This is a genomic window from Psychrobacter sp. Choline-02u-9 (genome assembly GCF_002836505.1).
GTDB lineage: Bacteria > Pseudomonadota > Gammaproteobacteria > Pseudomonadales > Moraxellaceae > Psychrobacter.
Genome location: NZ_PJBF01000045.1, coordinates 1 through 25,843, shown reverse-complemented (window position 1 = coordinate 25,843; position 25,843 = coordinate 1). Strand labels below are relative to the sequence as shown.

The following is a 25,843-nucleotide window of genomic DNA, read 5'->3' as shown; positions in this document are numbered from 1 at the left end:
TTATTATTCTCTACCTATTGATGCTTGTACTTGATCACCATCAGTACGTATAGTGATATCTATGGCGTCACCAGTATTCAATATAGCTGTAGCATAGTATTTACTATCAGAAATTTTAAGATCTACATTAACTTCTTCGCATCTTACATTATCGCCCCCAAATTCATCTAAACCAGTTATATAAGAACCGAACCTCACCATGTCAGTAACTTGCTCACAAGAATTTTCTTCTATATAACTATTTCCAGAAAGATTGCCTATTTCGGAGAATATGAATAAAACAGAAACGACTATACCTGCACAGCCAATCCAAAATATTTTCTTATTATCTTCAAATTTTTTGGATCTTTTCCAAAGGTACAATATAGGTATAAAAATCATCCATTTTGGTGAGATATCTATGCCTTGTTTTTTGCATTTTTTATGATCTATGAAAGCCATTATAATAGCTGCTATATATGCTATTAATCCTAAGATAATACTAACAAATGAACTGAGGGCTATTCCCCAAGCTAGACTATTTGTAAGCACTCCTGTGTCTCTAGAATTATTTCCTGTGCTTTGATTTTGCGGTGGCGGTGGCGGTGGCGGTGGTGGCGTAATAGAACTTATACCCTCTGCTAAATCTGTATCTTTTATAGGCTTCCAATCACCATTACCATCCCAAACTAGTGTATCTATATTTATGTTTTCTTCTAACAGTAGCTTTTTGACCTCTTTTTCAGTGATTGGCCCTATAGTTTTACCATCACTTGATATGTAGTGATAACTTTTGACCCTACTACTACCATTCATATTGAATCCCTATAGCAACATAAAAACAAACATTGGCCATTAGTATTTTTACACTATTAATGAACCAATGTTTGTTTTATGAAAATCAATAAATTTAACATATTAGCAACAATTTAGCAAAGAATATCGGAACTGAACAAACATTTATTTTATTATTTAATAACTCTATTAAAACAAGCCGCGCTAATTTAAAACTAAGAAGGCTAGATAAGTTTAATCTAAGGCATCAAATGAAAAGCTAAACTCGACAGTAATATTAATCCACTTCGCGATACTGCTTAGTACCCTTATAGAGTTAATAGAATCAAATTTTTCAGCAATGACATCTGCCAATTCTCTTGGACCCTGCTATCATTACACCACTATAATAACCAGCAATTTTCCAGCGCGTTAAGGAATAACAAATGCCCGACAGTACTGCTAGTCATATTACCCAAATCAATCAAGACGATATCAACAAAGCCGTATGGAATGCTTGTGATACCTTTCGCGGGGTCATCAGCGCCGATACTTATAAAGACTTTATCTTGACCATGTTATTTTTAAAGTACCTGTCTGACGTCTATAGAGATGAGTACAACAAGCTGGTCGAGCAGTATGGCGACAACCCCGAGCTGATCCACGCCATGATGTCCAAGCAGCGTTTTGTCTTGCCTGAAGGTGCAAGCTTTTGGGATTTATACGAGCTGCGTCATCAGCCAGGCAACGGTCAACGTATTGACGAGGCGCTACATGCAATTGAAGAAGCCAACGGCACCAAGCTCAAAAACGTCTTCCAAGATATCAGCTTTAACACAGATAAATTAGGTCAAGAAAAGCAAAAGAATGAGCTACTACGCCATTTATTAGAAGATTTTGGCAAAGACATTCTCAATCTAAGTGCTGAGCGTGTCGGTAGCCTCGACGTGATTGGCAATGCTTACGAATACTTAATCAAGCATTTTGCTGCCAGTAGTGGAGCGACGGCTGGCGAGTTCTATACACCGCCTGAGGTATCCAATTTGCTAGCGACTATCCTTGAGCCTGTCGAAGGTGATGAGATCTGTGATCCAGCCTGTGGTTCAGGGTCGCTACTCATTAAGTGCGGGGCGATGGTACGCAAAAACTCAAATTCTAAGAAGTATGCGCTATACGGTCAAGAAGCCATTGGCTCGACATGGGCACTGGCCAAGATGAATATGTTCCTACACGGTGAGGACAACCACCGTATCGAGTGGGGCGATACCATCCGTAATCCGCTGCTACTTGATAAAGACGGCAAGCATTTATTACAGTTCGATGTGGTGACGGCCAATCCGCCGTTTTCACTAGATAAATGGGGTCATGAAGATGCTAGTAGCGATCCTTATGGTCGCTTCCATCGTGGTGTACCGCCCAAGACTAAGGGCGACTATGCCTTTATCAGTCATATGATCGAAACGCTTAAGCCAAGCACTGGACGTATGGGCGTGGTCGTGCCGCATGGCGTGCTATTCCGTGCGTCAAGTGAAGGCAAAATCCGTCAGCAACTCATCGAAGAAAACCTACTCGATACGGTGATTGGTTTACCCGAAAAGCTGTTCTTTGGTACGGGGATTCCAGCCGCTATTTTACTGTTTAAAAAGAATAAGACCGATGACACGGTCCTGTTTATTGATGCCAGTAATGAGTTCAAATCAGGTAAGAACCAAAACCAGCTGACTGAAGATAACATTGCTAAAGTCATCGAGACCTATAGATCGCGGGAAAGCGTGGATAAATATGCGTATCTAGCGAGCTTTGATGAAATAAAAGAAAATGACTTTAACCTAAACATTCCCCGCTATGTCGATACTTTTGAAGAAGAGGCGGAGATTGATTTGGATGCGGTGCGTACTGAGCGTCTGGAGTTAAAGGCTGAATTGGAAAGTTTAGAGAGTGAAATGGCAGGATTTTTAAAGGAGTTGGGTTATGAATAAATACCCATCATCTTGGCAAGTACAACGATTAGGTAAGGTCTTTCCTAAGGTAGTTGTAGGATATGTAGGAAACGTCAATGACTATTATTGCTCTGAAGAAGAAGGAGTGCCTTTTTATAGAACGTTAAATATTAGGAATGGTTATTTTAGACATATAGACCTTAAATATGTCACTCACTCATTTAATGATAAAAATAAAAAATCTCAAATCAAGAATAACGACATACTAATTGCCCGTGTAGGCGCTAACTTAGGCATGGTATGCAAAGTTACAGGCTTAAATAGCGTCGCTAATATAGCAAATGCAATTATCATCAAATCAAGTTTAATAGACGATGCTGATATTGATTTCTTTACCTATTTTTTACTCTCTCCACTTGGTAAAAAACAGATTTTTGCTGGAGCAGCAGGCGGAGCACAAGGAGTTTTTAATACTAAGCTTACGCAAGAAATAAAAGTTCCTGTTCCAAGTTTCCCAGAACAACAAAAAATCGCCAAAATCCTATCGACTTGGGATAAAGCGATTAGCACCACTGAGCGTTTGATTGACAATAGCACCCAGCAGAAAAAAGCGCTGATGCAGCAATTACTGACGGGTAAAAAGCGTTTGCTTGATGGGTTGGGTCAGCGGTTTGAGGGTGAGTGGGAAGAGGTTAGTATAGGTTCTACTTCAAAATGTTTTTCAGGTGGAACACCTTCTAGAACAAAGGATGAGTATTACAACGGTAGCATTCCTTGGATTACTTCTGGAAAACTGAACGATAGATTTGTCGATTCTGTAAATGAATATATAACAGAACTAGGGCTTCAAAACTCTTCTGCAAAAATAGTTAAAAATGGAAGTATTCTTGTTGCTATGTATGGCGCGACAGCAGGTAAAGTAGCTTTGAATACGTTAGATAGTGCAACTGTAAATCAAGCAGTTTTAGCATTAGAGCCAAAAGAAAAATTCCATAACTTATTCTTGTTTTATTTACTTGAAGTTGAAATGTTGAAAGCATTGCTACTAGTTCAAGGTGGACAACCCAATTTAAGTGCCACTATTATTAAAGCTATAAAAATTAAAGTTCCAGCTCTCCTTGAACAACAAAAAATCGCTACGGTATTAACCAATGCCGATAAAGAAATTGAGTTGCTTGAGCAGCAGTTGGCTGATTTGCAGCAAGAGAAAAAGGCGCTGATGCAGGTGTTGCTCACGGGTAAGAAGCGGGTGGTGGTTGATGGGGAGGTGGCTTGATGGATATAAACGATCTTAGTCTAAACAACCCTGGAAAGGTTCAAGATAGAGAAATAGATTTTTCATTTAAAGATGCAACTGGGGAAAAGTTCGCTTTTAATACTTTATACAAATTGAGAGATTTTATAGCCTTAGAAAGAGATTTTTGGACGAAAATTGAAGATCATCTCACAGCTGAAGACAGAATGCATATTGAAGAGGTTGTACAAGGACATGCTATTCGGACAGCAGAAAGGCCTTTGTTATATTCAATTATCAGCTCTGGACTATATTTTAAAGACCTAGATGAAAATTTCAAACTCAAGTTCGTTGGTTTATGGATTGATAATAATCATAACGAAGAAGTTGAAGTTGAAGAGGCTATAAGTAGTATTCAGCAGACTTTCTACTCTTTACAGAACGAGAGCTGGGTGTGGTCTGAACATGTATTCTGTAAAAAAGGTCTCGAAATATTCAGAGCTTATGGTGTAGTGACAGCAAGCAGTTTTTTCGAAGCTTTCTTTGAAAAGCCAAGATTTACTAACTTAAGTAATTTAGACGCTTTCAAAGGTGCTCTATTATCTTATGAGTTTCAAATGCAGGGTGAAAGCTATTTGGAAAGAAGAATAACGCTCGAAGAAGAATCTATTGACGAATTGAAAGAAAGGATTCTTAATACGAGAGATAATTTATATGAAGAGCTTCACAGTTCCAAGAAAAAATTTAAGGAAAACTCAGATGTTCTAATGAGAGATTGTAATAAACAGTTCAGTATTTGGAGTGAAGAAATTGAAAGTCTTGAAAAAACTTACAAGGAAAAACTAAGGTTAGAGCCTGCTGCAAGTTACTGGAGTAAGAAAGCTGAAGACTATAAAAAACTAGGAAATCGGTGGGCGCTAATTCTTTCAGGGTTCGTTGCTGTTGGGCTTGCCATTTTTGGTGTTCTATTTTATACGTGGATAAATGCTCAGACTACTACTATAAGTATAGACAGCCTACAAGGGGTTGTTCTATTTATTACCCTTCTGTCAGTCTATGCCTTTGCTATAAAAGCACTTTCAAAACTGGTATTTAGTTCTTACCATTTGCAACGTGATGCAGAAGAGCGAGAGCAATTGACCTATCTATATCTATCGTTAACTCATGAAAAAGATGATTTTGATACCGATGCACGCAGTATTGTATTACAAGCTTTATTTAGCCGAGCAGATACAGGGCTTATCTCAGGTGATTCTAGTCCAACTATGCCTGGTGTACATGAGATTATTAATGCTTCATCGAATAGATAGAGGTGTAGCATACATATATGCTGCACTAACTATATTACAGCATTACATACTTGATTTATGCAAGCGGGCATTCTTTGAAGTTATTTTAAATAAGTTCTTATTGCAAGCATTCACCTTTAATATCAATAAAAGATAGTGGTATATACTCATGCTAAACTTCTTATCTACATACAATTTTTTAGTATATGGCAATCCAGCTTACTCTCGTAGTTTAGCTGATAGTAGTACTATTACAAAATATTTTGATATTACGGGAGGCGTTAATCATTATCTAGATTGTCCAAATGATGATTTCAGGCTAAATTCAGCAATTTTTAATTATGCCAATGATAATAATACGATTTGCCAATTAGCCTATGAGCTAGTAAGTATTTTTAACTCGATACACAAGGTTTTTTGTTTTGAAGATTTACGTAGGTTACCTTTGAGAGTTGAAGGGTTTTATTTAAAAGATACAATAGTTCCTTTGGAAAGGAAGGATACAAGGTTCTCAATTAACAACTTTTCCCATGATAAAATTAAGTTAGTTGAAGACTTGAAATCACAAATACTGGGGCTTGGAAATTCAAGTATTTTTCATTTCTTACTACTATCATTGATAAGAGAGGATGTATATCTGATACTAAAACTAATAGATAGAATAGATCTTGATTCTGATGATTGGAGTCAGCTTTACAAAATATTTGAAACAATTGCGAATCTAGAAAGCATAACAAATATTGACACGCAAATTGATACGAATTTAAAACGAAGATTTAAAAACTCAGCAAATAACTTTTCCATAACTGGAATTAATTCAAGACACGGATATACAAGCAATACAGGCGGCAGACAAACTTTAAGTTATGATGAAGCTTTAAAGTTCATTTTAGATATTTCAAAAACATACCTTAATACTCTCCTGTCAGAGGCCACAGATAACAATGAAATTAATATCTTAAAGCTTTCCTGAGGTATGCAATCATAGATTGAGTTAAGTAGTTAGCATAAGTGAATCCATTACCTAACATAACCGCCACGCTACGCCCTTTGGGTAACGCGCAACCTTGGCGGTTTTTTGTTGCCTTTTTTATGACAGTATCAGTTACAATCGATAAGACCGAACAAACGCTATGTCTCGATTTGACAGAAGAGTAGAGGTGCGTTGTACGAACCAGTGAACTACTATTAAGAAAAGTGAATCTTAAAAAGGCGTCATTTAATGTTAAAACAAGCTTTAGTGCTATTTTTCATACTACCTTTAACGGCTATGGCTACTCCTGTAGTGGAAGGCGTCTATATCAGCGGCACCAATAAACGAGTACATCTAAGCAGTTTTGAATATGAGGGCGCTAAACATTACGAGCTGTTCCTTGCTAATATGATTGGCTATTCTAGCTTTGTTACTACTAGTAAAGCCAAGCCGATCCAAGACGACAGTACTGTTGTTTTTACGGTACCGGAGAGTGGTTATCTAGACTATCAGTCTAACTTAGGTTGCCAAATTGAAGCGAGATTTTCACCCAATGAAATTCAGTTAAAGAATTTAAGCAACTGTACGTCTACTGAAAGGGCGTTTAACGGTTCTTACGTCTATTCGAAAAAATCTAGTATTGTTCCTAAAAAATACCAAGGCTCTTGGGGAGACTGCGATCTCCCTAAAGCAATTCGTGAGCCAGCATTTTTAAGTGATAGCAAAGGTTCTTCAAATGGCACTCAACGCTTCGATGTTATCAAAGTAGATCCTATATCTTCAAATGAGTTGAATGTCACAGGTGCTTTTTATTATGAAGCTGATCCAGTCATACACACAATAAATTATAAATATTTACCGGATAAAAGTGTACGTGTTAAAGCTAATTGGAATGATGCTGCATCACTTTACAAAAGATGTAGTGACTAGCTTCACACTTCTTAGGCAATACTAATATACATATAGAACATGGTTGGTTTTTATATCTCACCTAAAAGGAAATTGGTAAATGGCTCAAGTTAATTTTGTAATGGTCAGAAGTCCTAAGCTTATTAAAAATAATCAGATTGGCTATGGTTGGGCGAGTGTTAATTTTTCTCAATTTGAGACTGTCAAAGATTTAATTGACCAAGGGTTCAAAGGTATCGGTAGAGGACGACAAACCAATCAAATAAAACGCTATTTTAATCTTAAGCAAGGTGACTATGTGATTGTTCCTTTTTCTGGAGCAGTTGCTGTTGCGGAAATAGTTGGTGAGAAAAGTTATCAACCTGTTACCGAAGGCATTCAGTATGGGGAGAATAGAATATCTGTCAGATATCTAAAGCATAAGGATGGTTACTTTATCCCTAGAGGTAACTTATCAACTGCCCTGCAAAACAGACTTAAAATACGCATGACTGTTTGTGATTTGAATGAGTTTTCGGATGAGTTATATAAGCATATAGAATCGATTAAGAACGACAAGCTATATACATGGAATAATGAACAAGAACTTAAAATACAGCAAAATACTGAGAATTTTAAAGTTGATCTACTATCTAGATTGCGCAGTAATAAAGATATAAACCTTCAGTCTGGTGGCATTGGTCTTGAACACCTTATTAAAGAAATTTTAGAAGCTAAAAACTACACTGCACGTATACCTGCGAAAAATGAGAAATCGGGCATACAAGATGTCGATGTCATTGCGACACGTTTTTCAGAATTCTCAGAAAAGAAGGAAGGCATTTTTATTCAAGTTAAGCACCATGATGGTACAACAGGGAATCATGGTATAAAGCAAGTTGCAGAGTATGAGGTCAATGAAGATGATTACTCCCAAATCGATAAAGTTCTGATTACCACTGCTGACTTTAAAAATAATGATTTTGCAGATTTGCACAATGTTACTGTATTAGCAGGAGCTGATTTCGTCAACTGGATATACGATAACCTTAATCTGTTATCAGATGACAGTCTCTCATCACTCGGGATATCGAGCTTGCCTACGCTGCTATAACAAAGATAAAAGGTATGTGCGACATGGGTTGTATAAACCGTCATAAGTATCCATAGATATCGAGTGATCGTACAGATGTCAGTCGCTAATATTAATTTCTAATAATAACTTATCAAGTTCAATCAAAGGAACAGTAAAATGGATATGGACATTACGGCAAAAACGTTTGATGAGCGTGATGAGTTTCAACGTAAAAGTATCGCTGAGAAAGCTATTAAGCTTTTGAAATCTGATATAGATATTTCGCCAATGGTTATTGATGGTAGTTGGGGAACAGGAAAAACTGAGTTTTGCCATAAACTGATCAATCTAATGAAGGAAGATGAGACACATAGCATAATTTATATTGATGCTTTTAAAGCTGATCATATTAATGAACCTTTAATGACTGTACTAGCAGAAATAATAAAAATCTTACCTAATGAACCAGCACGTAAAAAGTTTATCAAAAAGATATTACCTGCTGTAAGGTTTGGTATTAAGGCGCTCGCTAAGGCCAGTGTATCTCATTTACTCAGACAAGACTTTACCGATGTGGCAGAAGACTTTACTGATGAAATTGAAGAAGCGACTGATAAAGCAATCGATGCTACGGCTGAATTAATATTAAAAGAACATATAGAAGCAGAAAAAAATCTAAAGACTTTACAAGCTGCTTTGACAGAAATTGCATCTAATAGCCCAATTGTTATATTTGTAGATGAACTTGATCGCTGTAGACCTAGTTTTGCAATTGATACGCTTGAAATTATTAAGCATACGTTCGACGTAGAAAATGTTAGTTTTGTGCTTATTACTAATACTCAGCAACTCAAAGCCTCGATTAACCATTGTTATGGTCAAGCAGTAGATGCACAGCGTTATTTAGATAAGTTTGTAAAATTTAGGTTTGAGTTATCTCCAAAATTTGAAAGAAATTCGAACTTGCCTATTTTAGCTGCCAGCAACCATTTTTTTAAATTGGCAGAAGATAAAAATTGTTTACCTAATAAGTACTTAGTTTCATCTTATTTTAGAAAAGCTATTGATCATTTAATTCAGCATCAAGACCTTTCTCTTAGAGAGATAGAAACATTAGTTCTGCATATGCAAATTGTACAGACTCTTTCTAATGCTGAAACCTTTACCAATCAGACATATATTGGTGGGATTTTACTTCGGCTAATTGGTGTGATGTTAGTGTGCTATCGCCCTGAGTTAATAATACAAATTAAAAAAGGTACTATTGATGCCAAACTACTTGGTGAATTCTTAGGAGTGGAAAAAACCCCATTTCTTGAAGAAGGAGGTAGTACTAGACCAGAAGTTTTTGAATTTGTTATGGCTATTCTAGCTAAGGATTGTAATAAGAATATTGAAGATTATAGAGTATCCGTAGAGCAGGAGAGGAAATGGGATTCATATATTAGACATTACGAATTTATGGATGGTATGCCGCACGATAAAAGAGCAATAGCTCAAATTATAAAAACAGCAAATATAATGGCTTTTGAGTAATAGGTTTGAATTATGGCTACACTAAATTTCCAAGAAGAATTTAGCTCGAAAATTCCTGCTTTGACCTTGCTGACAACATTAGGCTATGAGTTTATTCCACCCAGTCAATGCAGTGCCATGCGCTCAAAAGTGGTTTCAAGTAAGGCTACTGACCAAGTTGTATTACTACCTATCATGCGTGCATTTTTAGCTAAGCAAACTTTTATGTTTGAGGGCAAGCTACATCCTTTATCAGATAGCGCCATTGATAAGATCATGCATGAACTAAATCCTGCCATGAACTTAGGCTTGCAGGCAGCAAACGAGGCGCTATATAACGCCATGCTCTATGGCGTGACGGTGACCGAGTTTATCGATGGTAAAAAAACCTCGCAAACCATTAGTTTGATCGATTGGAATAATATCGACAACAATAGCTTTCACGTGACCGAAGAGCTGGTGGTACTCAATAGCGAGGGTACAAACAGCCGTAGACCCGATATCGTCTGCTTTGTGAATGGTTTACCGCTGGCAGTGATCGAAGCCAAACGCCCTGACTCCAGTAGAGAGTGGCAATCGACCAATGCTCAAGCGGTGTCCCAGCATATTCGCAATCAAAAGCAAAAAGAAATTCCACATCTATTTGCCTATAGCCAGTTATTGCTAGCGGTCAATGGCAATGACGGTCTGTATGCTACCTGCGGTACACCTGAGAAGTTTTGGGCAAAATGGGTCGAAGAAGAAATCTCTGAGCCTGAATTTCATCGTTTAAAAAACCAAGCGCTCAGTGATGAGCAGATTGATAACTTGTTTGGTGATCGTCCTACCTCTATTAAAGATGAATATAAATCATTGATTGCTGGCGGTGATCTAGCCGTCACTGATCAAGACCGCTTAATCATCAGCCTTTTACAGCCACAGCGTCTGCTTGAGATGACGCGCATGTTTACCTTGTTTGATAAAAAGGCTGGCAAAATTGTTGCCCGTTATCAGCAAGTCTTTGGTATAAAAGCACTGATTGAACGTATCAGCAGTTTCGATGAAAAAGGTAGTCGTGAGGGCGGTGTCATTTGGCATACCACAGGTAGCGGCAAGTCCTTTACGATGGTTTTTTTCTCCAAAGCGCTTATTTGGTTAGAAGAACTTGCCAAGTGCCGCGTCATTATCGTCACCGACCGTGTCGATCTAGAAACTCAGCTTAGTCAAACCTTTGCTTCTGGTGGTGTACTTAGCGATCGCGATAAATCCGATGCCATGGCAACTTCTGGTCGCCGTCTAGCGCAGCAAATCGGTCACGGTAACGAGCGGGTTATTTTCTCCATTATTAATAAGTTTGGTTCAGCCGTTAAGTATGATGAATGCTATAACGACAGCCCAAACATCATCGTCATGGTCGATGAAGGTCACCGTAGCCAAAACGGTGAGAACAATATTCGCATGAGCCAAGCGTTGCCAAACGCCGCTTTTATTGCCTTTACAGGTACGCCGTTACTGAAAGATGACAAGACCGAAAACAAATTCGGTAGCATCATTCACTCTTATACCATGCAGCAAGCGGTCAAAGACAAAACCGTTACCCCACTGTTATACGAAGAGCGTATCCCTGAGCTCAATACCAATGACCAAGCTATTGATGCTTGGTTTGACCGTATCACCCAAAAGCTCACCGATGATCAAAAAACGGATCTCAAACGTAAATTCTCCCAAAAAGGTCAAATCTATCAGGTTGAAGGTCGTATTGAGCTGATCGCTCACGACATCTCTGACCACTTCCAAAACTTTAAACAGCAGCATTTAAAAGGCCAGTTGGCTTGTGACTCTAAAGCCTCTGCTATCCGCTATAAAATAGCATTGGATAAGATTGGCAAAGTGACCTCAGTGGTGGCCATGTCACCACCTGATACCCGTGAAGGGCATGATACCGTCGATGGAGAGTCAAAAGACATCGTTCAGAACTGGTGGCAAGATAATGTCGCCAATCAGTACGGCGGTGATGAAAAGGCTTATACCAAAGCCATTATAGAAGCTTTTAGTCAGGACGATGGTCCTGACATTATGATCGTCGTCGATAAGCTACTAACGGGCTTTGATGAGCCAAAGAATACCGTGCTGTATATCGATAAGCCACTAAAGCAGCATAACTTGATTCAGGCGATTGCACGGGTAAACCGCTTGCATGAGAAGAAACGTTTTGGTTATCTGATTGATTATCGTGGCATCCTAAAAGAATTGGATATTACCATTGAGAAATACCAAGACTTAGCAGAACGTACGCAAGGTGGCTTTGATATCGAAGACCTCAAAGGTCTATATAACGCGATGGATACTGAGTACAAGCAGTTACCCAGACTACAGAGCGAGCTATGGGCTATTTTCTCATCGGTGAAAAACAAGCAAGACGGACAAGCGCTAAGACAAGTGCTTGCACCAAAGATGCAGGAAATCGATGGTAGGGTAGTTGATACCAAGCTCAAAGAACGTGATGACTTTTATGCGGCTTTGACCGCATTTTCTAACGCCATGAAAATCGCTTTGCAATCAGCGTCTTTCTTTGAAGACAAATCATTCGATAACAAGCGTGATCGCTACAAAGCCGACCTAAAAGCCTTTATCAATCTACGTAAGCAAGTGCGCGAGGATGCTGATGAAACCATCGATTACGATGAGTATGAAGCGGATATTCGAAGCTTACTTGATAAGCACATCGCTGGCCTTGAAGTTCGTGAGGCAAAAGGAGCTTACTTGGTTGGCAACTTAGGTAAGGATGTTAAGCCTGAAGAATTAAGCGATGATGAAGCCCGTAACCAAACCGATAAAATCACTGGCCGTGTCACTAAGATGATTGAGCAAGATCTTGCTGATGATCCTTATGCCCAAGAGTATTTTTCTAAATTGCTTAAGCAAGCGATTGCGGATGCCAAGGCAATGTTCGATGCGCCAGTGAAGCAGTACATGATGTTTGCTGACTTTGAGCAAGCCGTCAAAGACCGTGATGTCGCTGATGTGCCAAATGAGTTTATCGATGATAGTGGTAAATTAAATAAACATGCTCAGGCGTATTTTGGTTTGTTTAAGCATTTATTTGATACTGATTTCTTGATAGATAAAGAGCTAGATAACGACAAGCTAGTCGCTTACGCCTTTGATATTGATAATATCGTTAAGACAGCAGTGGCTGAGTACTCTATTAATCCAGCAGAGATCGAAAATGCTATTAGTGTCAAATTGCTGCCGATGTTATTTATGGATTTGGGTATCGATAAAGCGCAACAGCTCATCGAGGAAGTGCTAAAGATTACCCGTCTTGGACTTTCGAGAGACAAGTAGCCTAAGAGCAGCAAGAGGGTAGTAGGTAATGACTGAGAATGGTGTGTTTTATTATGGTCAAGATAAAATTGACTATGAAGTTGTGCGTAAAGAAGTAACTTATAAAGAAAAGATAAAACAGCTTGAAAGCGACAAGCTGATTGCTAAAAAGACCAAGCCTCGAAAAGTGATCATTAAAGTACATCCTGATCAGCGTGTGGTCGCCACAGCACCTAACGATGCTACCGATGAGATGATTTATGATGCCATGATGAAGCGTGCTCGCTGGATATGGCAAAGCCTACAAGACTTTGCCAAGCAACAAGATCATGTATTGCCCAAGCGTTATGTCAGCGGTGAAACCCAATTTTATCTAGGCCGTCGTTATGTGTTAAAAGTGATAACCGATGCAGAAACTAGCAATGTGATAAACAGCACGGTGAAGCTCAGTCGCGGTAAATTGAATGTGAAATTGTCTCAAAGTAATTCTAAACTAAATATTGAAGAACGAACTGCTATCGTCAAAAGCCTAATTGACGAGTGGTATAAAAATAAATTTAGGTCGATCTCTAGAGAGAGGCTTGAAGCCTTGATATATAAGGCTTCATGGGTTAAAAATAGTCCTGCAATAAAATTAATGACCATGAAAAAGCAGTGGGGAAGCTGCTCAACTAAAGGCAATTTAATATTAAATCCGCATTTAGTAAAAGCACCAAAGGAATGCATTGATTACGTGATACTGCATGAGCTGTGTCATATTGCAGAGCATAATCACAGTGAGCGTTTTTGGCATTTATTAACGCAAGTGATGCCGAATTGGAAAGCGGTAAAGGCTAGACTGGATGGAATGGCAGAGCTATATTTGAATGAGTGACTAAAGAAAGATTGTATCTTGGCAAGAACTTTATAATATAAATTACGCGGAGACAGTATGCTCGACATTGTAAAATAGTTTTAATCCAATTAGTTCGGTATTCGGTTCTTTTAAAGTAGTAATTAATAATTGGGGAAAGAGTTATGGAACTTGTAGCAAATATTTGGCCAATCGTAGATCAAATGACTGGTATCGTTCAGCGTTTTTTATTTAGAGCATATGCTTTAGAAGCCACTGATCAGGAAATAAGTACGGTTCTGACAATACTTGCTCGTTCTGATTATCGAACAGCCCAAGTAGCAAAGATCCCTGATAATTACAAGCTTAGCTTTGAGCATGGGACGATGTCTGGGGCTGTGGAAGTAGCTATGTTCAATCAATATATGCACAGCATTTTAGAGGACACGTTAATAGCGGCTGAAAAATCCTTTGCTGATATGAACAATTATGGAATAGGCGTAGATGGCCCACTAATCCCTGAAGCCTTAGCATTTCCAGCAGAACCGTACCTTGTGACAACCTACCTAATAGAGCTACCTAGTGGTGAGCTGATACCGCACACAAAAGCAGGTTAGCTGGGCTTAGAGACTGGTTACTGCCTATGCTGATGAATGGTCAAGTGTCGGTGGGTTTGACTTCATGATATTGTAAAAATAGCTAAAAATTAAAGTTTTGGAGCTTGATATAAAAATGGTACGGCAATGGTTTAATGAAAAGATCAAGAATGATCTATACAGTAGGCGACATAAATATACTGCGATTTTTCAGTCCATTTATCATTCGTATGGTCAAGATCTTGAAATCTCTAGTTATAACGGTGTTAGCTTTTCTGCAAGTGAGTTAAGGTTGATATTTAAATTACAGCAGATATCTTCAGTTCTCAGGGAAGGTGGCGATGTTGATTTTATACTTGACAGACTTATCGAGTTAGCTGAGGCATTAAACGATAGAGAGGTTTTAATAGCAGAATGTAACTATTTTTTTATTCAAGCTTACATTTCATTCATACGTTGTGAGATAAACAATATTGTTGGTAGAGAAGACTTACCTTATAGACTAGAAAGCTGTTTGATTGATTTAGTCAAGTTCTCGGTAGATTTAGCTGATTTCTATGGTGACCAATGTAATGGTTATAAACTTGGTGAGCGCTCTGTTGATCGTCGATATGTATATTTAGAAAAACAGAAAGATAACTTATATGAGCTTTTATGTACTTTAGCTGATCTCTCCAATGCTTCTTCGAGAAAGAGCTTAATACTAGGTATAGTCAAGCCTATGAAGCAAAGCTATTGTGAAATGAATTCATTTCATATTAGAAGGGATGGTAAGCGTATTAATTTATATGAGTATCTTGGCTATTTAATTTATATTCAAGACAAATACCCTTCGTATGAAGGATTACATGACGTTCAAACGTTAATTGACTGTCAAACTTTATTTGGTCAGTTAGAAAATGAGATAAAGCTTAAGTTAGAATATTTATCATTACCTGACTTAGTAAAAGCTATCAACTATGATATACAGCCTATTATCGATGATGCTGTTATAGAAGAGCTATGTGACTGGGATGCAGCTAGAAATCTAATAGTAGGTAGCGTTGAGTATGAAGATCTAGTACAAGAAATAAAAGATGACTTTATGCGCGACGTGCCTGACTATGATCCTGAGTGATTAATAAGTAAAATATAACTAATTTATACTCTATATTGGGAGTAGTAGACTAACACGTTAATCACCTGGAAAATATCCAAGAGCTTGTCGGAGTCTATCGTTTCGCCAACTTTCTGCCTGCTGATAAATATACTCTCTAGTTATGTACTTAGTTATATCATCTATATAGCAAGACGTATTTAAAGTTTTATACCGAATATCTACTAATAAGCCATCTGACTCCAATTCAGATAGCTGATAATCAATATCGTTCGTTTGCAACCATATAGCGGTAAGCTTATATTCTTCCAGCTCTTCAAGTAGCGGTACTATATTAGAAACAACCATGTCATCATAATGACTCCAATAGAAAGACTCTTCTCTCTGCATTTGATAGCAAATGTCATCCCAAAGATTTTTAAGACCGTCTATTTCTAAAAGCTGTGTATCGAAACCTTGCATCCAACGAATAGTCTTGCTAGTTATTTTTTTGCATAAATCATCAGAGAGATCCCTAGCAATGTTTAAAGCTGTCTTTTCTTCTATGTCCATAGAATTTGCCTTGAAGGTTTGATCAGTGGAAGCAAGCTATTAACTATAAGCGACTTGTTTTTATTAACCTAAGTAATTTAAATAAATCACTTCTTTATACTTCTGCACTATTCATAGGGCTAATTTTTTCATACTCATCAAGACGTTTACCATTTAGCTGCCAATGATCTAAAGCCAGCTCCATTAACATTTGTTGTCTATGCTCAATAGACATTTTTGTCCACTCATCGAACTGGCAGTTCAGCTTATTCTTTAGGCGATTTAGACCAGTATTTTTGCCGATAGTATATTGATTATTTAACAGCTTAGTAAGCACAAAATTAGAGTGTATATACTCTGCTTGCTTCATTGCAAACCAGTCAGTGGACAGGTCGTTGTAATTATTAATAGCTTGATTGATTTGACTCTCTAGTAGTGTGGTGTTACCCAGCATAAAGGTATATTTGTCACGTTCTTCTTCGTCAAACTCATCGCTTACATCTAAATTTTTCAAGGTTTGCGGGAGAATATGCTCAATTTGAAGCTTTTGTATGTTGTCCTGACTCAGTGGGTTTAGTCCTGCTTGGATACATAACTCAGTATCTAAGCAGCCTAGGATGTAGCGCTCTCGATACTGCGGGTTATAGTCATAATGCCGAATTTGCGAAAAGCTATATCTAAAATCTGATAAGTAACCTCTCAGATATGGAATCATGGTTCCATCGATAATCTCTACAATTTCCTCTACATTACGCTTTTGGCGTAGCTGAATAGCCCAGTCTGTAAAGCGCCTCTCATAGTTTTTAGTTTGCATTTTGAGTGTATTAGCGAAAAATAAAAAGCTCTCTATCTGTTGCGCAAGATAATTGACGACATCGTCATCACAATTTAGATTTAACGCCATTAATAATATTAAATGCTGACGTGAGCGCTGTTTATTGATGTAGCCGATATTGACGACGTTAGGATATTTATTAATACCTACTTCATTGTTGTCACTATTAGTTGCTTGAACCAGATAACTATAGCGTTTAGCGGCAGTTGCCATTTCATTAACTAGATTCAGTGGCTGATCTTCATACTGTAGTTTTTGTTTGCCTTCTTTAGATATGATCCATGAATACAAATCATCTTCTCGAATAATGCCATTATGGTAACGAGCGATCATAAAGTATCTTAAGAAACGTAGCGGTTTGTCTCCCTCGTCACAGTTCTGAAGGTCAGTGTTAATCTGCTTCCATTTAGTTTTGATCGTTTCAAAATCACGTGAGTTAGCTTTACTGAACATTAAATTCTTGACAAGATCCATTGCGTTGAGACCAGCACCCCGCTGGTTAATAGTTTCAAATATTTTTAACGCACTGCCAAGGTTGTCTGATTTCATCACGACTACGTTAACGTTAGTCAGAAAGTATTGTATGTAGTCTTCGAATAATTCTGTACTTTGGTTTGCATAACTTTGAAAATGCTCAGAAACACGCTCATATGCTTTTCGCATCTTCTCGATTGAATTTGTGATCTTGCCTTCGTATGTCTTTTTCTGAATCAAAGTATCTAGATATCCGTTACTTTCATCGTACTGTAGTTCAAGGCGACAAAGTGTGGATTTAGTCTTGAGATCAAATTTAAACAGCCAGTTTCTTATAATATCGAGAATATTACTGCTCATATTGGAGAGTTGGCTATGTTCCTTGATGTCTTCTAATATATCGCGCATTGCACATAGGCTGATCACAATGGTGGTTAGACGTTGCTGGCCGTCTATAACATCGTATTTATTGTTGTTTTCTACGATAATAATTGAACCAAGAAAGTAGCTTTGTTGCTCATGAGAGTGAGCTTCAAACTCTTCATCAATATCAACTAAGAATTGATAAATATGCTTATCCGCTTCCCAAACGTATTCTCTCTGATAGTCTGGCACTATAAAGTAATAACTTTCAAGATCTGCGATACTAAAAACATCTGCCTTAATTTTCATACTTAGCCTTAAATTATAATTGTATATTTTTAGCTTATAACCTATTCTTTTACAGAAGATTGTTTGGTTTAAGTTAAATAGCTTAGCATAAACAAAACCAAGCCATACACTGGTTTTGCATAATAGCGGTGAGTTTGTTCCTAGGACCATCAAGAACGTCTTACTACAAGATGCGGCTGAAGCGAGCTATCGTATCCATTTTTGGTTGATGCTATGGTCAGTCTAGATATGATGGACACCATTCATTATCAAAGCTTGATTATAGAGTACCTCAAGACGTTTGAGCGAGGTAGGTTAGCTGACTTTGATAAGATGCTGGCCAATAAGCTACCGCAAGTGCTAGACGACAAGCAGCGTAAGAATAAGGTACGTAACCTATTACAGAAAATGCGTCGCGATGGTCTAGTCGTTTCTGAAGGCTGGTCTTGGTCTCTTCCAAATAGCTAAACCTAGCTAGGTTTAGCTATTTGGAAGTAGCCTAGTAGTTATCTGAGTCTATCGTTCTGCCAAGTATCAGCTGGAATATAGATATATCCAGTCACGATGAGCCTTTCCATGCAATATACATAGCAAGGTTATCTCATAGGTTTAATGAAGTTTACTATTAGATCTCTTGCAAAAGCATCATTTTGTTGACCTCCAACAACGGAGCTTCAACGGCTAGCACCGACTTATGCAAGAGGTCTATTCATTAATATGCAGCATTCTTATTCATCTCATCAATTTCTGCTTGAGATAGCGTTATTTCTGGTCCATCAAACTCACCCTCGTTTAGTTCATTCATTTCGTTAATCTCTTCTTGAGAAAGTCTCATTTCTGGACCATCAATTTCTGGATAAAGTGGCTCGCCTGTAGCTGCATCATATCTAAGCTCATCTGGCAATCTTCGGATATCATCGTCTGTTAGCGGGTTTGGACTATCAACGTATACTTCCGTATGATTTGCATCGTCATCTTGATCATCAGGCAAAGCTGCAACTTCAGGTGTTTGTTCTTTTACCTCTGAAGAGGTTCCATCTATATCCTCTACTCTATGCTGTTCTGTTGCGTCTACATCGCTAGATTTCATAGTTTTAATCAATATAACGCCACAAACGGTCGCTACTATCATAATGATAAGAATTGATATTGTCTTATTAGTATTAATTGAGTGAGTTCCTTATAGCAATGCAATATATGCGTTTATAGTAAAAAAATTTAATAAATTTCTTGTAATCAGTATGTTATCAAAAGTACAAGTCGGCTTAATCAGAGTTAGTACTCTGATAAATCAAAATACGTACATAGATCGATTAATAAGAATTATAATAACTCTATTTTTATAATATGGTAAGTATTCTCTCGACATTTTTTTGGGGGGATGCTTGTTTTAAATCTTTATGGGAAATTTACAATGAACAAGTTCTTGAAGGCTGTAGTCGGTATATGTTTTACTCTTATATTTTCAATGAGTCATGCTGATTTTTCTGCAATGAATAAATACTATACAAACTCTAGCGTTGCTCCAAAAGTAAAGCAGTGTAAAGGTGATCAGGATTGTAATGCTTTTTACGCCTTATCCAAGCAATGGAAATCTATTCCAAATTGTTTTCAAACTTCTTATGGCTCAAATTGTGATGCCAAGGCAGAAGCAAAAGCTGGTAATGGTTATAGCTTATGGAAAGGAGCTAGTTTTAGACATACACGTTCCTCAAACTTAGCTTATGCTGCTGAGGAAGTATTTTATAGAGGTGGTAGTGCGAGTCCAGCTGACGAACGTATTTTTGCTGAAGGGCTAGCCGTACTATACTTCTTAGATGCTAAAAAATAAATTAACTATTTATTAAAATAAAAAAATAAGCCGCGTAGTGCGGCTTATTTTTTATCCTTGATCAGTGAATCCGATCAGCCATCTTGCTCTCAATCCAATCAGCCACTTCGCTTTCTACCCATGCTACACGTCCCTTTGATAGCTTTACTTGAACAGGGAATGTTGGATCGTAACGATCAGATTTTTTATTGACCATCTCATAAATCGTAGTACTGCTAAGCGCTGTATAATGCATTACCTGCTTGAGCGGTATCATGCGAGGTATCTGTAAAGTGCTAGCTGTTGATGCATTTTGTTGTGTATTCGGATCTAAGATTTGCATGATTATCTCCTTTGTAAGTTAATGAGAATCTTTCTTCTCATACATTTACGGAGTCCCATATTTTTTTACGGCATCCTATGCAGTCCAGCGGCTAGTCTTAGATGATGCAATAAAAAAAGGAGCTGAATAATCAGCTCCTTTTTTATGCCGTATATCCTTACTACTGCTTTAACTTATAGCTGTCACACTCTCTCTTAGACTTCTTTCAATATTACCGACATTGTAGGGAGCCATACCATTTTGTGACCCTCCTTGATGATTACTATTAGCCTCATCTGTCTCTACGGGATAAAACTCTTCAGCCACATCGAGTAGATTATCGTTATCAACCTCAAAGCATGAATTCACATAACCCTGTTTGGCAGCTTCCTCTAATGCCGCTTGGTCAAAGCCATGTTCGCCAAGCTCTTTATCAATTGCCTGTGCATCTTGTACCGCCTGCTTCAGTGTCACATCATCACGTAGTGTTAAGTCCACAAAGTAAATTGGCGTCCGATAGCTTTGCGTCGTGCTTTTACCTCGGAGTGTGAGTTGCAATGGCAAGCATGACAGCTTATTGCCTGATACCGCTGCAAAGTAGCTCAAGCGTGCTGCCAAGGTACGGATACTATTAAAGCCAGTCGTTCGAAAGATAAACGTGCCCAGCTCATCGTCCTCACTCAGATTAACGTACAGACGACCATAAGGCTTACAAGCACCGCCTTGTGCCAGTGGACAACGATCAGGGGATGGGCAAGGCAGTTGCTCAACACCATTATTGGTTCGACGTTGGCATTGCTCACCGTCACCCACGCATAGTGGCCGACCCGTTTGTCTATCAAATAGCGTGTATTCTGCGCGTAAATTCAGCTCAGGGTCATTAAACAGCATGCGTACGGGTATTTGTCTGAGCTTACCGTCATTATTTCCACGTAGCTTTTCATCAAGTGGATGGTTGATCCAGCCTTCCTTATTTTGGATTTGGCTGGTAATTGTGAATTGATCGTCTTTAGCAGGCAGACGCTTGCCGTCTTTTTCAATGATACGGCCAATACTGATACGACCTAAGACTGGCGGAGTTATAGTGAGACCTTTAATCATGGTGATATTCCTTATATGTTTTGATTAGCCATAAAAAAGCCCACCTTTTAGGGGTGGGTGGTTATGCGCTTGAAATGGTTAGTTGTTGTGCGTTGATGATTAAGTGCTTTTTAGTTCAGTCATCTAAGACAACGAAGCGTCTGCTACCTTGCTTGGTTTTATTAAACTGTTTAAGCAATTCAGGATGCGCCTTGATAACGGCTTTGCTATCAAGGCCAACACTGTCTTTAGAGCGCTTCCACGAGATCGCGCCTTTATCAAACACAGCGACCTCGTTGTCTTTGATAAGTGTTTGTAGCTGATGTTTCACTTGATCATGACGCTGCTCAAAGTCTTCCATGGATGCGCGGTAACTCAGCAATTGCTCAAACAACTTATTAGCGCCATCGTCATCTCGCAAATCAATCTTGCTTGAGGGTTTAGGCTTTGGATACAGCAGTTTTAATGCACGGGCTGCTGACTCAGAGTGGTCAGGGGTTGGTGGCGTGTCCGTTTCTACGTATTGCCAGAACAAACGTTCATGTTCGATGATCGATTCAATCAAACGCTCGTCACGCTCAACCTTATATATCTTGGCTTCATGTCCACACAGCAGCACGCAGATATGCGCAGCCTGTTTACCAGTCACTGCTAACTGATGCTGTACTTGGCACGTCACATACAACGGCACACCATCACGCCACAGCTTGGTACCATGTTCACCAGCGGTTTTACACTCTAAAATCTGAACCTCATCATTAGTAGTGATGGCATAGTCTAAATTCGCCAGCATAAAGGCGTTATCAGGATCAGGATGCTGCAAGACAGCATTGACACGCCTAACCTTATTGCCTGTATGCTCTTGGTAGTATTTCGCTACCATGGGTTCAAGCGTATTGCCCCAGTAAAGGGGCGAGTAGCCCTCGATGCCGTTATTACTACTGGCATCAATGTTTGAGTTCATGCGTCCTGTTTTGATCATCCATAGCTCAAGCATGGACAAGTAAGGATGGATACCACAAGCGGCAGCAGCATCAGAGCTGCCAATGCCTTGCTTGCGTACCTCAAGCCAGTCTTCACGGCTTAGGTTTTTGGTATTGACCAAACGCTTAGCGGTGGTTGATGTCTTTGCTTGAACCGGTTTATCAACCGTTTTATTTTGCTTTAGCATGACTCCTACTGAATTGTCCTTGGTTTTAGACTTAGCAGTTCGAGACGCTTTAGCTGTCATGACTGAACGTTTGGGTTTTAACTGAGTCGTGGTTATGTTATTTAATGCGATCAGGTTCATGGTGAACTCCTTTAATAGATTTATTCTTAGTGAGATGCGCATATGCCTTGCTTAATTAATGGCATAAAAAAACCACGCGCAAAGGCGTGGTTGATTTAAGAGATAAGTAGAGTGGCTAAGCGATTAGGCAATCAAGCGTAGTGCTTCGTCGAGGCTTCTATCTTTAAGTTTAGCCCCAGCCCCAAACCATGCTGAGTCAAGGCGATGGTCTTGCGACATCGCACGGCGTTCATGATCAACAAATTCTGTCATCGCATTTAACAACCCATAAGCCGTATCTTTTGCTGATGCCAGATCCGCACCGCGACCTTGACCGTTAAACATACTCATCACCTGATTCATGGCTTTTGCATTTGGAACCGCATCTTTTTCTTTCTTAGCCGTATTAAACAGAATCAGGCCATCATCTTTAACATCATTAAACACACGATTTAGGTAGTTGGCTGCTTCTGCTTGAGTGACGCGTCTATTAGTTAATTGCTTCATCTCATAGTTAAACGCATCCCATTGGCTGACGGAGACGCCCAATTGCTGCTTGACCTTTTCGGCATCAAAGGTCGTGCTATGCGGTACTTTCACCACGCCGCCATTGCCGTTCGCAAGGCTGATCGCTAAGGTGTTATTACACACAACGCGAATATTGGTGAACTGTGCTGTAGTAGCAAGCGTGCCATCACAAGCGGTTGCTAGCAGCAGATAGCCATGACTGACATCACCGCCACGTAGCGTTGCTGATTGACCTGTACGTGCGAGTGCCCAGAACTTACGTCCTTCTTTAAGTACCCCTGCGGTCTCTAGCTCAAAGTCAGCTTGCTCTGTCAGATCCCGATAAAACTCTAAAATCTCACTTGGTTGTACTTCTTGGTAGCGCTGACTCACCACTGATAACGGCTCAAGCGTGTCTGAGCGATACAGCACCTTGTTATTGTCATAAGGCATGATCAGGTTTTGCCCTTTATCATTGGTTGCCATGTAGCTCACGTCTGAGGATTCGATACGCCAATCCATCCCAGCCTCACGTGCCCAGACCTCAATCGGCTGTTTGGGGGATAGCTCGTTGCCAAGACCATGCCATGGCGTTTCGCCAACGTATGCCATGCTTTCGATTAAATGTGCCATGATTAATTTCCTTTTACTGTTGAATAAATAAGTGGTTTGACTGATTCAATGCTTTGATGCATGAATCATTGAGTGGTTAAACAAATGAGAATGTTAGAGGCTAAAGCTATGCTGACAGGTACTGCATAAATAGCGCGGCAGGATAGCCGCCCTAAGTAGTGGCGGCTGCATCAGTCTTTGTTGTGCCAGATTAATCACGGTGGCAAGTGCGCCACCTGCAACCATCCCGATCATGGGGTTGATCTTGTAGTACTTGCAGACGCTAGTACCAAGACTGACTAAGAGCTTGGGTGAACACAGATGCTCTGACATGCTTTGCATACTGGTATCCGTATTTTCTATAACGTGTGCTGAATGGCAGTTGGGACAGATAGGTTTCATAGTGACTCCTTGATAGTGGCGCATAAAAAAGGCCTGCTATAAAGCAGACCTTGATTAGACGTTGAGGGATAGATGGATAAGACAGCGATGGCTACTTATCTCATCTCATGGTGATACTGTATATCTGAAATTATTTTGATATTTAAGCAAGCCAAAGTGTTTATTCTCTATTTTTCCTTAAATTCACCATGTCCAAATGTTTGCATCTTAGGCAACCACACTTTGAGCTTTTGATCGTATTTATCAGACTTTGTTAAGTACCTTGCTACAGTAAAAGCGTTCTCTACCTCCTGAGGACTATCACGATGTATTCTACCAACACCTAGCTTTCCATCTTTTTCAAAACTATATTTGGTCTTAGTGTCGTGAGAACTATGATAAGTACCGATGCCCTCTGTGACTTCTTGCCACTTCTCACCTATCGTTTTAGCGATATGCCAGTCAGAATATCTTTTTGAATTATCATAAGTTAAGACTAAATGGCAGTGGAAACCGCCATATTTATAGCCCTGCTCTAATGCCCATGCATAACCAGTTAGGTGTTTAAAACAAGCGTTTTTCTTGCTGATAAGTTTTCTGAGCTTTTTCATGTGATTATAAAAATCGTGAATAGTCAGATTATACCGTTGGTTTTTCAAATACTTTAGCTCAATAAAAATAACTAACACTCTTGATTTATTCTCAATCAGATTTTTAAAGTAACACTCCAAAACTTTTTGATTTTGAGATTCTTGGTAACGCCAATCATAAAGCTCTCTCATAATACTATCTTTATACTCTAATAACTTTGTAATAATTTTTTGACTTCTCTCATAGTCCCAAATAACATCACAAGGATACGAAGCACCAATTAAAGTAATGGTAATGTTCATAAATGCGTTAATAGCTTGTGAGTAATTTACAGAGTCTTGTGAGTAAGTCAAAGCGTCTTGAGAGTAATACATAAACATAAATGGACGATATAACTCGTTCAATTGACCTTGAAAGCGTTTACCTCTAAGATTTTTAAATAATACGTTTTTGACCAGTTTATCAACATCATTGGTAAGTTTGGATTGATTATAAGTTAAATGTGACATGATTTTCCCTATGAGTTTATTGATTCATAGGGTTACGCACATTCGTAATTTTATAATGCAGATAGCTAAGAGAGTAACTCTTAGCTTAGTAGTACTTACAAGTATATTGATACTCTAATACCAACTTATTGCATCTCAGTAAAATCCATATATCTCTAGCATAAACACATAGTTTGCTTAAAAATCACTTCATATTTTTCTCAATAAACTAAGAGTATGATGGGGGATAGTTACCTGAGAACTCAGATTGTAGCAATAACTAGACTAATCTAGGGGTTGGAGTATTGAAATAGAAGACTTAAGGTTAATATTTGATATGAAAATATCACTAGAATATTGCTTAAATAACACTTTAAATCTACAATATTCTTACTATTTATTAATGAAAATATCACGCGTGATAAAATAAAAATGGTGGAATAATGTCGAATATTAGCGTAGGTCATGTATCAAATGTAATACATAAAAATAAGAAGTACTTTGATGAAAACATCAGATGTTTGTCAGAAAGAGAGGTGGCTTGGTTACAACTTTATCTTGCCGATAAGATAAGTAAAGTTTCTTTTCTGAGTACTAGATCAAATAACTTACACGAAGAACTAATAACCCAGTTAGCAAAATTAGAAAATTTTAAAGAAGTTACATATGAAGCTTGTATGAAAATGTCACATGTCTTATTGCCTAATAAGCATTTTCAGTTGATCGAGGAGAACTTGAGAGCTCAGGTATTTACTTTAAAAATCCTTATTAATGAATATGACTATGATATAGAA

Annotated in this window: 25 protein-coding genes; 15 read left to right on the top strand and 10 right to left on the bottom strand. The window is 38.5% G+C overall.

What is annotated here, in order from left to right; genetic code table 11:
* Positions 1-3 precede the first annotated feature (3 nt).
* Positions 4-795, bottom strand: coding sequence for a DUF4339 domain-containing protein (locus tag CXF69_RS05465; protein ID WP_102083161.1), 792 nt, complete (start codon positions 793-795; stop codon positions 4-6).
* A gap of 404 nt (positions 796-1,199) precedes the next feature.
* Between CXF69_RS05465 and CXF69_RS05460 the strand changes: the two genes are divergently transcribed.
* The 12 genes from CXF69_RS05460 to CXF69_RS05410 all read left to right on the top strand — a co-directional run bounded on the left by CXF69_RS05460 (position 1,200) and on the right by CXF69_RS05410 (position 15,518).
* Positions 1,200-2,732, top strand: a complete 1,533-nt coding sequence (locus tag CXF69_RS05460; RefSeq protein WP_102083160.1) for a type I restriction-modification system subunit M — start codon at positions 1,200-1,202, stop codon at positions 2,730-2,732.
* Positions 2,725-3,969, top strand: a complete 1,245-nt coding sequence (locus tag CXF69_RS05455; protein WP_102078758.1) for a restriction endonuclease subunit S — start codon at positions 2,725-2,727, stop codon at positions 3,967-3,969. Before CXF69_RS05460 ends, CXF69_RS05455 begins: the two co-directional genes overlap by 8 nt.
* A complete protein-coding gene (locus CXF69_RS05450) occupies positions 3,969-5,237 on the top strand; it encodes a DUF6161 domain-containing protein (protein WP_102078757.1) in 1,269 nt (422 codons plus the stop codon). The genes CXF69_RS05455 and CXF69_RS05450 overlap by 1 nt, the downstream gene beginning before the upstream one ends.
* 148 nt (positions 5,238-5,385) lie before the next feature.
* Positions 5,386-6,189: a hypothetical protein gene (locus CXF69_RS05445; RefSeq protein ID WP_102078756.1), complete on the top strand. Its 804-nt coding sequence runs from the start codon at positions 5,386-5,388 to the stop codon at positions 6,187-6,189.
* Positions 6,190-6,227: 38 nt separating this feature from the next.
* On the top strand, positions 6,228-6,374 hold the full coding sequence (locus CXF69_RS14300) for a hypothetical protein (protein ID WP_180954800.1): 147 nt from the start codon (positions 6,228-6,230) through the stop codon (positions 6,372-6,374).
* A 64-nt stretch (positions 6,375-6,438) separates the two neighbouring features.
* Positions 6,439-7,119, top strand: coding sequence for a hypothetical protein (locus CXF69_RS05440; RefSeq protein ID WP_102078755.1), 681 nt, complete (start codon positions 6,439-6,441; stop codon positions 7,117-7,119).
* Between the two features lie 79 nt (positions 7,120-7,198).
* The gene (locus tag CXF69_RS05435) at positions 7,199-8,191 is read left to right on the top strand and encodes a restriction endonuclease (RefSeq protein WP_102078754.1); all 993 of its coding nucleotides are present in this window, start codon (positions 7,199-7,201) and stop codon (positions 8,189-8,191) included.
* Between the two features lie 138 nt (positions 8,192-8,329).
* Positions 8,330-9,688, top strand: coding sequence for a KAP family P-loop NTPase fold protein (locus CXF69_RS05430; RefSeq protein WP_219621264.1), 1,359 nt, complete (start codon positions 8,330-8,332; stop codon positions 9,686-9,688).
* A gap of 12 nt (positions 9,689-9,700) precedes the next feature.
* Positions 9,701-12,994 (top strand): type I restriction endonuclease subunit R, encoded by a 3,294-nt coding sequence (locus CXF69_RS05425; RefSeq protein WP_102078753.1) that lies wholly within the window; start codon positions 9,701-9,703, stop codon positions 12,992-12,994.
* A gap of 28 nt (positions 12,995-13,022) precedes the next feature.
* Positions 13,023-13,847, top strand: coding sequence for a M48 family metallopeptidase (locus CXF69_RS05420; protein ID WP_102078752.1), 825 nt, complete (start codon positions 13,023-13,025; stop codon positions 13,845-13,847).
* A 143-nt stretch (positions 13,848-13,990) separates the two neighbouring features.
* Positions 13,991-14,422 carry a hypothetical protein gene (locus CXF69_RS05415; RefSeq protein ID WP_102078751.1) on the top strand — a complete coding sequence of 144 codons (432 nt, stop codon included), beginning with the start codon at positions 13,991-13,993 and terminating at the stop codon, positions 14,420-14,422.
* 115 nt (positions 14,423-14,537) lie between these two features.
* Positions 14,538-15,518 carry a hypothetical protein gene (locus tag CXF69_RS05410; protein ID WP_102078750.1) on the top strand — a complete coding sequence of 327 codons (981 nt, stop codon included), beginning with the start codon at positions 14,538-14,540 and terminating at the stop codon, positions 15,516-15,518.
* 57 nt (positions 15,519-15,575) lie between these two features.
* Here CXF69_RS05410 and CXF69_RS05405 read toward each other — a convergent pair whose 3' ends face one another.
* Entirely contained in the window at positions 15,576-16,049 is a 474-nt protein-coding gene (locus CXF69_RS05405) for a hypothetical protein (RefSeq protein WP_102078749.1), read from the bottom strand.
* A gap of 94 nt (positions 16,050-16,143) precedes the next feature.
* Positions 16,144-18,009, bottom strand: a complete 1,866-nt coding sequence (locus tag CXF69_RS05400) for a DUF262 domain-containing protein (RefSeq protein ID WP_102078748.1) — start codon at positions 18,007-18,009, stop codon at positions 16,144-16,146.
* A 228-nt stretch (positions 18,010-18,237) separates the two neighbouring features.
* Between CXF69_RS05400 and CXF69_RS05395 the strand changes: the two genes are divergently transcribed.
* Positions 18,238-18,456: a hypothetical protein gene (locus tag CXF69_RS05395; protein WP_145990090.1), complete on the top strand. Its 219-nt coding sequence runs from the start codon at positions 18,238-18,240 to the stop codon at positions 18,454-18,456.
* Between the two features lie 244 nt (positions 18,457-18,700).
* On the opposite strand, the gene CXF69_RS05390 is transcribed toward CXF69_RS05395, so the two are convergent.
* Positions 18,701-19,078, bottom strand: a complete 378-nt coding sequence (locus tag CXF69_RS05390; protein ID WP_102083159.1) for a hypothetical protein — start codon at positions 19,076-19,078, stop codon at positions 18,701-18,703.
* Positions 19,079-19,402: 324 nt separating this feature from the next.
* Here CXF69_RS05390 and CXF69_RS05385 point away from each other — a divergent pair, with 324 nt between their 5' ends.
* Positions 19,403-19,819, top strand: a complete 417-nt coding sequence (locus CXF69_RS05385; protein WP_102078909.1) for a hypothetical protein — start codon at positions 19,403-19,405, stop codon at positions 19,817-19,819.
* Between the two features lie 61 nt (positions 19,820-19,880).
* Here CXF69_RS05385 and CXF69_RS05380 read toward each other — a convergent pair whose 3' ends face one another.
* The 6 genes from CXF69_RS05380 to CXF69_RS05355 all read right to left on the bottom strand — a co-directional run bounded on the left by CXF69_RS05380 (position 19,881) and on the right by CXF69_RS05355 (position 25,070).
* Positions 19,881-20,141, bottom strand: a complete 261-nt coding sequence (locus CXF69_RS05380; RefSeq protein WP_102078908.1) for a helix-turn-helix transcriptional regulator — start codon at positions 20,139-20,141, stop codon at positions 19,881-19,883.
* A 168-nt stretch (positions 20,142-20,309) separates the two neighbouring features.
* The gene (locus CXF69_RS05375; RefSeq protein ID WP_102078907.1) at positions 20,310-21,221 is read right to left on the bottom strand and encodes a recombination directionality factor; all 912 of its coding nucleotides are present in this window, start codon (positions 21,219-21,221) and stop codon (positions 20,310-20,312) included.
* 115 nt (positions 21,222-21,336) lie between these two features.
* The gene (locus CXF69_RS05370) at positions 21,337-22,371 is read right to left on the bottom strand and encodes a YqaJ viral recombinase family nuclease (RefSeq protein WP_228706741.1); all 1,035 of its coding nucleotides are present in this window, start codon (positions 22,369-22,371) and stop codon (positions 21,337-21,339) included.
* Positions 22,372-22,614: 243 nt separating this feature from the next.
* A complete protein-coding gene (locus tag CXF69_RS05365) occupies positions 22,615-23,610 on the bottom strand; it encodes a DUF932 domain-containing protein (protein WP_102078905.1) in 996 nt (331 codons plus the stop codon).
* Between the two features lie 93 nt (positions 23,611-23,703).
* Positions 23,704-23,991 carry a hypothetical protein gene (locus tag CXF69_RS05360; protein WP_102078904.1) on the bottom strand — a complete coding sequence of 96 codons (288 nt, stop codon included), beginning with the start codon at positions 23,989-23,991 and terminating at the stop codon, positions 23,704-23,706.
* 167 nt (positions 23,992-24,158) lie between these two features.
* On the bottom strand, positions 24,159-25,070 hold the full coding sequence (locus CXF69_RS05355; RefSeq protein ID WP_102078903.1) for a YagK/YfjJ domain-containing protein: 912 nt from the start codon (positions 25,068-25,070) through the stop codon (positions 24,159-24,161).
* A 422-nt stretch (positions 25,071-25,492) separates the two neighbouring features.
* Between CXF69_RS05355 and CXF69_RS14410 the strand changes: the two genes are divergently transcribed.
* Positions 25,493-25,843, top strand: a 351-nt coding sequence (locus CXF69_RS14410; RefSeq protein ID WP_219621363.1) for a hypothetical protein, incomplete at its 3' end; no start/stop codon positions are given.